Source organism: Candidatus Thiodiazotropha sp. AKAK3 (assembly GCF_058244645.1).
This window is the reverse complement of sequence record NZ_JBSYOQ010000005.1, coordinates 16,755-27,012: the sequence shown is the minus strand read 5'-3', so window position 1 is coordinate 27,012 and position 10,258 is coordinate 16,755. Positions and strand designations below refer to the sequence as shown.

The following is a 10,258-nucleotide window of genomic DNA, read 5'->3' as shown; positions in this document are numbered from 1 at the left end:
TTTAGAAAGCCGCTCAAGCCGTGAGTGCAAGGCGCAGCCCGCAGGTAATGGTTGTTCCCTTACCAAGGGGTGCAACGCCGCAATCGCGGCTTGAGTGGCTTCCCGCAGGGCGAGGCAGGTGATTTAATCGCAAACTGAGATAGGCCTTGTCTAAATATAGGGTTTATATGACGCACCACACTAGGATCACAATCTTTTTCAGCCATACCTCAGCATCAGTTCCTAAACCATTTTGATTGGGGAAAAAGATTGGTCAGGCCCACCGCAAAGGAGAGAAGTGCATCACAAAGCGGCGGCCCGGGAATCAGCTATCAAAGGGGTGGCAGCGAATAATCGTCTCTTTTCGATCAGGCCCGGTAGAAACAATGTCGATCGGAGTGTCACACAACTCTTCGATTTTACTTAAATACTCCTTGGCGGCTGTTGGTAACTTATCATAATCAGTGATACCTACAGTCGACTCCTGCCAGCCTGGCATTTCCATATAGACTGGCTCACATTTCTCGAACAGATCTGCGCCAGAAGGCGGTGTTGTAACCTCCTGACCATCCAGCTTGTAGGCAATGCAGATTTTTATCTTATCCAAACCGTCAAGAACATCGAGTTTGGTTATACAGATTCCGCTAACACTGTTAATTTCCAAAGAACGACGCAAGGCAATACTGTCCAACCAGCCACAGCGTCTTTTACGCCCAGTTGTGGCTCCAAACTCATGTCCTTTGGTACCCAGGTGGTCACCAGCATCGTCAAACAGCTCCGTTGGAAACGGTCCTGCGCCCACACGCGTGGTATAGGCCTTGACTATGCCCAATACATAATCGATATATCGTGGCCCCACACCCGTGCCAGTGGCGGCACCACCTGCAGTCGTGTTGGAAGAGGTGACATAGGGATAGGTACCATGATCAATATCCAACAGGGCGCCCTGAGCCCCTTCAAACATCACATGTTTACCCTCCCGGCGCATTTGATGCAGTGTGCCGGTCACATCCTCAACCATAGGTTGCAGACGTTGAGCCTGTTCAAGTAACTGGTCGAGTACTTGCTGGTAATCGACCTCACCATATTCAAACAGGTGTTTGAGGGCGAAATTATGGTAATCCATCACCTCACGCAAACGCTCAGAGATATGTGACTGATCAAAGATCTCACCTAAGCGGATGCCCCTTCTCGAGATCTTATCCTCATAGGCAGGGCCAATTCCACGACCAGTTGTACCAATAGCCTTTTTACCACGAGCCTTCTCACGAGCCGCGTCCAGCGCGATGTGGTAGGGAAGAATCAGGGGGCAGGATTCAGAAATTCCTATGCGGTCGGACGCAGGAACCCCGCTCTTCTCCAACATGTCGATCTCTTCCATCAAAGCATCCGGGGCGAGTACGACACCATTGCCGATCAGGCAGCGGACACCATCCCGCAGCACACCCGAGGGGATAAGATGCAGTACTGTCTGCTTACCATCGATAACCAAGGTGTGGCCGGCATTATGACCACCCTGAAATCTGACCACGGCAGACGCTTTGTCAGTCAGCAGGTCTACGACCTTACCTTTGCCCTCGTCTCCCCACTGTGTTCCGATAATTACGACATTCTTGCCCATGGCTCTCTCAAAATCGTTATATCCGGCTGCTGCCAGACTTTTTATTACAAAACCCGTCGATTCTTACAGAAATATTTTCAAAATCAAACAGAAATAAGTTTCCAGTGATCGTCAACACACTCAAGTTGTTGCTCACACCCCATATCGACAGCCCCCCCTGACTGACCTGGCAAGGCACAGATCACTCTACGCCCCTCACCACGCAATCGGGCAATCTCCTGATGTAACCTAGGATCATCTGAATTTGGTGCAAATATTGAGGATTCATCCGCCCCATCAATGGTGGATTGTGCGACACGAATCAGATTCTTGAGGTCGGTACTGAATCCTGTTGCTGGTCTGGCTCGTCCGAAAACGCTACCAATGGCATCATATCGCCCACCCCTGGCTATCTCCTTTCCATTTCCAGGTACGAATGCGGCAAATACAACCCCAGTATGAAAGTGATAGCCTCTTAACTCCGCAAGATCAAAGTGCACCGGTACATTGGGTAACCATTGTGCGATCTGATCAGCCATTGCCTGCAGATAATCCAATGCCTCAATTACTGAAGGTGAAGCCTGCTGGAGTTCCTGCTTTGCCTTGCTGAGGGCCTTGTCACCGTTCAGCTCGCCCAGACGGGAGAGCATCGATGCATGCTCAGGTGCAATGTCGAAGGATGAGAGCAGGGTTTCAATCTCTGGCAACGCCTTACGTTGTAGCGCATCGAAAAGCTCAGTCTCCTGAGACTTATCCAATCCTGCCTGCTTGGCCAGCCCCTTGAAGATGCCAACATGCCCCAGATCGAGATAGAGATCCTCTACTCCGGTTTTTGCCAATGTCTCCATCATCAGGCGCAATATTTCGATATCGCTCTCAACCCCACAATGGCCATACAACTCAGCACCGATTTGTAATGGGCTTCTTGTCCCAGCAAAACCATCCGTACGTGTATGAAGCACCGTTCCCAGATAGCATAGCCGTGTTGGGCTCTGTGCGCGTATTCGATGTGCATCGATTCGTGCTGCCTGGGGGGTGATATCGGCACGAACCCCCATCAATCTGCCACTCATCTGATCGGTCAGTTTGAAGGTATTCAAATCGAGGTCGCTACCGGTACCCGTCAATAGAGAGTCCAGAAACTCCACAAAGGGGGGAATGACATAGTCATAACCCCAGCTGCGATAGAGATCCAGCAACTCGCGGCGTTTACCCTCTATCACTGCAGCTTCCTGAGGAAGCACCTCATCAATGCCGTCAGGCAATATCCAACGTTCGTTTTCCATCATCGCCAAGATTAATTCACCAGATAAAGCAGGATAACACCAGAAACCATACTAATCAGACCACTGAGGCGCATGGAACGGTTATCGTGTTGGGCAATCATCAGCAGGATTGAACGCATGCTGTTAGGGTTCAAAAAAGGCCAAATGCCTTCGATCACCAACAACAGGGCCAACGCCACAAGCAGATCATGCCACATCTGTCATTCCCCAAAAAAAAACCGGGAGCATCCCGGTCCAGAGTTTGCTGCCCTTACAGGCCGCAGGACATTTTCCCAGAGTGGACAACTATTGTCCATCAACGGGATAGTTGATTTCCAACTGTTTATTCAAGAACAAAGGGAAATCCCATCCTCAGCAAAGGCTGAAGATGGGATAGTGGCAACTACTGTCCGGAACTGTTTTTCAAATAGCGGAAAAAGTCAGAATCAGGTTGCAACACCATTATATCCGATGAGTCCTTGAAGCTGCTTTTATACGCATTCAGACTCCGGTAGAAGGCATAAAACTCACTGTCCTGCTTATAGGCATTAGCGTAAGTCTCAGCAGCTTTACCGTCACCCTCACCACGTAATATCTCTGCTTCACGATAAGCATCAGCTACAATAACGACACGCTCTCGGTCAGCATTGGCCTGGATACGTTCTGCTGCTTCCGCACCTTTGGCGCGTAGATCCCTGGCCACCCGTTCACGCTCAGCTCTCATCCGTTGATAGACAGACTCACTGACTTCAGGCGGTAGATCGATCTGCTTGACACGAACATCCAGAATTTCGACACCCAGTTCAGACGCCATGACGTCAGACACCTTGGTCAACTTATCCATGATTTCTGTACGTTCGCCGGAAATAACCTCCTGCACAGTCCTTTTACCAAATTCGTCTCGGAGATTGGTGTTTATACGTTCCTGTAACAGTCGTGCAGTTTTATCCAAACTACCGCCTGTCGAGCGAAAGTACTGCGCAGCATCTGCAATTCGCCATTTCGCGAAATAGTCGACAATTACGTCTTTCTTCTCAGCTGTCAGAAAACGCTCAGGACGGGAGTCCATGGTCTGGATACGGGCATCGAAGGTCTTAACATTATTAAGTACAGGCCACAAAAAATGCAGTCCGGGCTTGTAATCAGTTGCAACAATCTCACCCAGCCTGAGCTTTAAAGCTACTTCCCACTGGTTGACAACAAAGGCAGATGAGTAAACCACCACTGCTCCGATGGCGACCAAAGGGAATATTATTTTAGATGATTTCATCAACGTGCCCCCCTGGTGCGATCGACATTACGGAATTTTGTGCTCTCAACCGGTGTGCGGGAACTCTCACTACTGCCGATAGATGCGCTCCTGCTGTTATTACCCTTTTCCACACCTTGTATCAGTTTATCCAAAGGCAGATACATCAGGCTGTTACCACCTTCGGTATCCAGCATGACTTTGCTGGTCTGACCCAGCATAGTTTCCACTGCCTCGAGATAGATACGTTCTCGGGTAACCTTCGGTTCTTTTTGATATTCTTTGAGAACTGCAAGAAAACGGCTCACATCACCCTCAGCCTCAGCTATCACCCTATCTTTATAGGCGCTTGCATCAGCAAGTTGGCGCGCCGCCGCACCTCGAGCTCTGGGTACCACTTCATTGGCATAAGCTTCCGCCTGGTTTTCAAGCTTCTCTTTATCCTCTCGGGCTTTGATCGCATCATCAAATGCGCTTTTAACCTGTTCAGGTGGCTTGGCTGGCTGCATATTCACACTGGTAATCATTAAACCGGTCTTATAGTCATCTATCAGCCCCTGAGCACCTTGTTTAATTCGATCAGCAATTGCACCACGACCCTGTGTAAGGATGAAATCCAGATCACTTTTACCAATTATTTCACGCACTGCGGTTTCTGTTGCATCGCGCATGGTCTTGTCGGGATCACGATCCTGAAAGAGGTAATCTGCAGCATCCAGAATTCTGGATTGGATGGTGAATTCCACATCGACGATATTCTCGTCTCGGGTCAACATCTGGGCCTTGTGCCTGAATGAGGTTATCTGATCCACATTCACAGAAATTACCCTTTCGACTGGGAAGGGTATATGCCAGTGAGGACCAGGCTTAGTGGTTTCATGGTATGCGCCAAAACGCAATATTACGCCACGTTCAGGCGCATCGATGATGTAGATACCGCTGGCTAACCAGACTAGCAGCGCAATCGCCACAACAAATCCGATTGATTTTGATCCAGGCCCGGATCCACCACCTATTGAGGAGTCTCCACGAGAGGAATTACCCCCACCAAAGATTCCGCCTAGCTTTTCCTGAAGTTTCTTTACCACTTCATCAAGATCTGGCGGACCTTGATCACCACCCTTGCCACTCCAAGGATCTTTACCGTTTCCACCCGGTTCATTCCAGGCCATTGAACACTCCAAACTTAGTTATTGATTTATATAGAATATGTCAGATACCCTAATATCTATATATGGGGATATTCCAACAGGATTCAATGCTCCACTTTCAACACATCTTATCAGGCTAACCACCCGGTGATGTACCGCGAAGCATTCTAACAGTACGTTACTGCCATGTCCCACAATACGATACCATTGCTTTCCTTAGCAGACTAACCCAATTATTGTACTGCTACTCGAAAAACCAACAGACCGCACATCCGCACTAAAAAACACCAATTCCAGAAATCAAACTGTTTAGGGCCTGTTAACACTAGATCAGGCAATTTTCTAAAACGGGTTCCTCTTTGAGGAGTCTGCGGAACTCTCTTTCAGACATATCAATCTCCATCTCCCAGCCACCTTCGTCGGTTGATGATTCATTGATGACCACACCACGCTCAAATAACATGGCATGAAGTCGGCCATCCTGAGGACTCAAAAGAACACGCTGCCTGACATGATTTTGTTTGAAATACTCAGTGAGTCCTTGAATGAGTAGATCACAACCCTCTCCTGTCTGAGCAGATAGCCAGATACGCGAAACCCGTCCATTTTCATCCCGGTCTATCCTGGGTTGATCATTCGCTAGCAAATCGATCTTATTGAAAACTTCAATCTGATTGACCTTGTCAGCACCAATTTGTTGCAAAACATCATTAACTTCAGTGATACAGGTTCCACGCTGATGGCTGGCTGCATCGATAACATGCAACAGCAACGACGCATCAGTGGTCTCTTGCAAAGTCGACTTGAATGCCGCGACCAGGTCATGGGGTAGATGACTGATAAATCCAACGGTGTCTGCCAATACAACAGGCCCCTCAGGCTTCAATTCAAGTCGTCTTAAAGTGGGATCCAAGGTCGCAAAGAGCTGATCAGCTGCATAGACATCTGAACCAACAAGACGATTGAAGAGTGTGGATTTTCCTGCATTGGTATATCCAACCAGTGAAACTGTCGGGATTTCCGCCCGCTCCCGTCCTCTTCGCCCCTGCTCCCTCTGTGAATTCACACGAGTCAGCCTTTTCTTTATCTGGCTTATTCGCTGACTGAGCAAGCGTCGATCAGTCTCCAGCTGGGTTTCACCCGGCCCCCTGAGACCAATACCACCTTTTTGCCTCTCCAGATGGGTCCAGCCTCTGACCAAGCGCGTTGAGAGATGCTGTAATTGGGCCAATTCCACCTGCAGCTTACCCTCGAAAGAGCGCGCACGTTGTGAAAATATATCGAGTATCAGTCCTGTTCTATCGACTACCCGACAGCCGAACTCTCGTTCCAGGTTACGCTCCTGACTGGGGGAGAGCGTGTGATCGAATATCACCAGCTCTGCCTCTTCAGTGGAGACGATCTGCCCAATTTCTTCCGCCTTACCTCGTCCAACAAAATACTTTGGATCGGGCTGACGACGACTTCCGGAGACAAAAGCGACCTGCTCCGCACCCGCAGAGAGAGACAGATCTCGAAATTCGTTAATCTCATCGGGATCGCTAACCCCGTTCAGATCAAGATGAACCAGTACAGCTCGTTCACCCGATTTGGGACGTTCAAACATAAGTGGAATTGTTATTGAAGATTAGGAGAGATATGAACTATCAAACTGAATGGGCGTATCAAACCAATGATACGCCCAGCAATGATCCTGATTGAGCAATCTAGAAATTTCCGGCGCCTGCAGCCCCATCCTCTTCGGATTGGCCATTAGCATGCTGAATACGGACGTTTCTGGCAGGCACAACAGTAGAAATAGCGTGCTTGTATACCATTTGACTGACACTGTTCTTCAAAAGAACCACAAATTGATCGAATGATTCAATCTGACCCTGTAGCTTGATACCGTTTACTAGAAATATTGAGACAGGTACGCGTTCCTTCCTCAGTGCATTCAAAAAAGGGTCTTGTAAACTTTGCCCTTTAGACATGGGAGATTCTCCTTATTGTGTTTGTATTATTAAAAAACAATTACAAGCGCTAAAAATTAATACCGGTAGTAAATATCTACTTTACAAGCGAAATTGTAGCATACTGTATATTTATCAAAGTATTCAAAATATCAATACCTCAAATTTAGGTGCGTTTATAGCCTAAACCCTTTTCGTTTTCGCGGCCAAACTGGGAAAATGCTCAGAAATCAGATCTAAGGCCTGTTCCAGCACATCCCCCTCATCGTCCAACCAGTGGCAATCCTGCTCTGCACGCAGCCAGGTAAACTGGCGCTTGGCCAATTGGCGTGTAGCGATGATTCCCTTTTCTACCATCTCATCCCAACTGCTTTCACCGAGAATATATTGCAGCATCTGTCGATAACCGACAGATCTCATCGAGGGCATCACCGGTGACAAGTTACCTACACTCAATAATTTCCGAACCTCCTGCTCAAACCCCTCGGCAAGCATTTTTTCGAAACGCTGTGCGATTCTGGCATGTAGCAGAGCTCTCTCTTTAGGCGCCCGAACCAGTTTCAATACACGATACGGGAGTATGTGACCCTTACCGGCCTGTTGAAGTTCACTCATCTTCTTGCCACTGATCTCGATGACCTCCAGAGCGCGTAGAATACGCTGGGTATCATTAGCGTGAATCTTTGCAGCTGCATCGGCATCCAACCTCTGCAGCCTTTGGTGAAGAAAATTCAATCCTTGTTTCGCCAATTCACTCTCGAGCCGCTTTCTGATCACTGGATCTGCTGAAGGCAGATCAGATAGCCCTTGTGTCAGAGCTTTGAAGTAGAGCATTGTCCCCCCCACCAGAAGCGGCACCTTACCAGAGGCATGAATAGTAGCCATCTCCTGCAGTGCATCTTGTCTGAATGAGGCTGCAGAGTAACTTTCAGATGGTTCCAGAATATCGATCAATCGATGAGGTGCTTCACGAAGGGTCTCCTGATCAGGCTTGGCAGTACCGATATCCATACCCCGATAGACCAGTGCTGAATCGACACTGATAATCTCAACAGGCAACCGACGCACCAGATCAACCGCCAGCTCTGTCTTGCCTGATGCAGTTGGTCCCATGATAAATATGGCAGCAGGTAATTCATCCTGATTCGTTGTTGTGCTGACCATCTCAACGACCTCTGAGGAACAATCGATCGATCTCACCGATCGACAAGGTAGTCCATGTCGGTCTACCGTGATTGCACTGATCAGCCCTTTCAGTTCGCTCCATATCACGCAGTAGAGCATTCATCTCATCCAACTCCAGACGCCGATTGGCACGAACCGAGCCATGACATGCCATGGTTGCCAATACATGGTCTGTCTCATCTTTGAGCCTTTGGCTGCTGCCATGTTCGGCTAAATCAGAGAGTAGATCCCGCAATAGTTTTTCTGGATCTGCACCTTGCAAGAGCGCGGGAATGGATCGTATTGCCAGAGATTCACGTCCAGAACGACTCACCTCAAGACCCATCTGTTCTAAAAATGCATTTGACTCCTCAGCCAGGTCTGCTTCCCGCACACTAACCGCCACCCTGACCGGCACCAGTAAAGGCTGATGGGTGACCCCTTCTCCGTGATATCGCTGTTTCAGTCGCTCATAGGTGATCCGCTCGTGGGCAGCATGCATATCCACCAGAATAAGACCTGTTTGGTTCTGCGCCAGAATGTAGATTCCATGCAGCTGGGCCAAGGCATAGCCGAGGGGCGGAATCTCGTCATCTGCAGCGGACTCACTACCACTATGGTGCGTGGGTTCGACAGGCCGCTGTGCCGCAAACCCAGCCCGATAGGCCGCCGGACGTTCCGCTAGACGCCAGTCAAGACCCTGCTGTTTGGGGGGTATATATGATAACTCACCAGAAGCCTGCGGCTGAGTTGGTGTCTCGATCTGAATTGTCTCAGAACTCAGACTCTCCTCTGACGACTGCGGCCTTGTTTCAGCCAGCAAACGATGAAGAGCACGATAGATAAAGTTATGAACTGAACGTGAATCCCGAAACCGTACCTCATGTTTTGTGGGATGAACGTTAACATCAACCTTACGTGGATCGATATCGAAGAAGAGTACATAGGCTGGATGCCGGCCATGATAGAGAACATCCTGAAAGCCCTGCCGAACAGCGTGGGTAACCAGTTTATCCCTGATCATGCGCTGATTGACATAGAAATATTGCATATCCGCCTGTGAGCGTGAGAAGCCTGGCCTGGCAACCCAGCCATAGAGAGCGAGATCTCCCGCCTGCTCCCTGATAGGCAGTGCCTGCTCGAGAAAATTGCTCCCGAGAAGTTCAGCCAGACGTTTCTCCTGCTGCGTGACGTCGTTACAAGGTGCCAGAGATAAGACCCTGCGGCGATTATGCTGAAGAGTAAATCCCACATCAAATCGAACCAGCGCCAAGCGCTGAACCAATGTTTGAATATGACCAAATTCAGTCTTTTCTGTGCGTAGAAATTTTCGCCTTGCCGGAGTGTTGTAGAAGAGATCACGAACTTCAACCGTTGTTCCCTGTGGATGGGCGGCCGGCTTTGTCTTCAGCTCGCTATCGGCCCCATCGCCACTGACTTCCCAGGCCTCTTCGTCATCCTGGTGCCTTGAGATCAGCCTCAACCTGGAAACTGAACTGATACTGGGCAGGGCTTCACCACGAAACCCCATACTCTGCAATAGTTCCAGATCTTCAAAACAACTGACCTTACTCGTCGCATGGCGGGAAAGGGCCAAACTCAGCTCATCCCGGGTGATTCCGACACCATCATCTCTGACCCGCAGACGTTTGATCCCCCCCTGCTCTATCTCGATTTCAATGTGACGAGCACCAGCATCCAGGCTGTTTTCCATCAACTCTTTAACCACAGAAGCTGGTCGTTCAACAACCTCACCAGCTGCGATTTGATTGATCAATTGTGGTGGCAGAGTACGGATAGGCATGTTGGTAAGTTTTAAAGCGGCTGGCGTATTAACCCGGCACCTTAATAGGTCATGTGAAGGAGTTCAAGGTCACACTTGTAACCATATAGAGAGC

General features: G+C 49.1%; 9 protein-coding genes. All 9 read right to left on the bottom strand.

Going from position 1 to position 10,258, the window contains the following annotated elements; genetic code table 11:
- Nucleotides 1-304: 304 nt before the first annotated feature.
- Nucleotides 305-1,600 (bottom strand): adenylosuccinate synthase, encoded by a 1,296-nt coding sequence (locus AC4IE7_RS00490; RefSeq protein WP_490774834.1) that lies wholly within the window; start codon nucleotides 1,598-1,600, stop codon nucleotides 305-307.
- 83 nt (nucleotides 1,601-1,683) lie between these two features.
- Nucleotides 1,684-2,868: an ATP phosphoribosyltransferase regulatory subunit gene (locus tag AC4IE7_RS00485; protein WP_490774836.1), complete on the bottom strand. Its 1,185-nt coding sequence runs from the start codon at nucleotides 2,866-2,868 to the stop codon at nucleotides 1,684-1,686.
- An 8-nt stretch (nucleotides 2,869-2,876) separates the two neighbouring features.
- Nucleotides 2,877-3,062, bottom strand: coding sequence for a DUF2065 domain-containing protein (locus AC4IE7_RS00480; RefSeq protein ID WP_490774833.1), 186 nt, complete (start codon nucleotides 3,060-3,062; stop codon nucleotides 2,877-2,879).
- A 185-nt stretch (nucleotides 3,063-3,247) separates the two neighbouring features.
- Nucleotides 3,248-4,114, bottom strand: a complete 867-nt coding sequence (hflC, locus tag AC4IE7_RS00475; RefSeq protein WP_490774832.1) for a protease modulator HflC — start codon at nucleotides 4,112-4,114, stop codon at nucleotides 3,248-3,250.
- Complete coding sequence (gene hflK / locus AC4IE7_RS00470; protein WP_490774831.1) at nucleotides 4,114-5,265, bottom strand: FtsH protease activity modulator HflK; 1,152 nt, start codon at nucleotides 5,263-5,265, stop codon at nucleotides 4,114-4,116. The genes hflC and hflK overlap by 1 nt, the downstream gene beginning before the upstream one ends.
- 304 nt (nucleotides 5,266-5,569) lie before the next feature.
- Nucleotides 5,570-6,850: a ribosome rescue GTPase HflX gene (gene hflX, locus AC4IE7_RS00465; RefSeq protein ID WP_490774830.1), complete on the bottom strand. Its 1,281-nt coding sequence runs from the start codon at nucleotides 6,848-6,850 to the stop codon at nucleotides 5,570-5,572.
- 100 nt (nucleotides 6,851-6,950) lie between these two features.
- On the bottom strand, nucleotides 6,951-7,217 hold the full coding sequence (gene hfq, locus AC4IE7_RS00460) for an RNA chaperone Hfq (RefSeq protein ID WP_490774829.1): 267 nt from the start codon (nucleotides 7,215-7,217) through the stop codon (nucleotides 6,951-6,953).
- Between the two features lie 162 nt (nucleotides 7,218-7,379).
- A complete protein-coding gene (miaA, locus tag AC4IE7_RS00455; RefSeq protein ID WP_490774828.1) occupies nucleotides 7,380-8,360 on the bottom strand; it encodes a tRNA (adenosine(37)-N6)-dimethylallyltransferase MiaA in 981 nt (326 codons plus the stop codon).
- 1 nt (nucleotide 8,361) lies between these two features.
- Nucleotides 8,362-10,164, bottom strand: coding sequence for a DNA mismatch repair endonuclease MutL (gene mutL, locus AC4IE7_RS00450; RefSeq protein WP_490774827.1), 1,803 nt, complete (start codon nucleotides 10,162-10,164; stop codon nucleotides 8,362-8,364).
- Between the last annotated feature and the right edge of the window lie 94 nt (nucleotides 10,165-10,258).

What these genes read in the sequence shown, in the direction of transcription:
- miaA (WP_490774828.1), bottom strand. Translation starts at nt 8,360, where the DNA reads ATGGTCAGCACAACAACGAATCAGGATGAATTACCTGCTGCCATATTT.
- hfq (WP_490774829.1), bottom strand. Translation starts at nt 7,217, where the DNA reads ATGTCTAAAGGGCAAAGTTTACAAGACCCTTTTTTGAATGCACTGAGG.
- hflK (WP_490774831.1), bottom strand. Translation starts at nt 5,265, where the DNA reads ATGGCCTGGAATGAACCGGGTGGAAACGGTAAAGATCCTTGGAGTGGC.
- hflX (WP_490774830.1), bottom strand. Translation starts at nt 6,850, where the DNA reads ATGTTTGAACGTCCCAAATCGGGTGAACGAGCTGTACTGGTTCATCTT.
- AC4IE7_RS00490 (WP_490774834.1), bottom strand. Translation starts at nt 1,600, where the DNA reads ATGGGCAAGAATGTCGTAATTATCGGAACACAGTGGGGAGACGAGGGC.
- AC4IE7_RS00480 (WP_490774833.1), bottom strand. Translation starts at nt 3,062, where the DNA reads ATGTGGCATGATCTGCTTGTGGCGTTGGCCCTGTTGTTGGTGATCGAA.
- AC4IE7_RS00485 (WP_490774836.1), bottom strand. Translation starts at nt 2,868, where the DNA reads ATGATGGAAAACGAACGTTGGATATTGCCTGACGGCATTGATGAGGTG.
- hflC (WP_490774832.1), bottom strand. Translation starts at nt 4,114, where the DNA reads ATGAAATCATCTAAAATAATATTCCCTTTGGTCGCCATCGGAGCAGTG.
- mutL (WP_490774827.1), bottom strand. Translation starts at nt 10,164, where the DNA reads ATGCCTATCCGTACTCTGCCACCACAATTGATCAATCAAATCGCAGCT.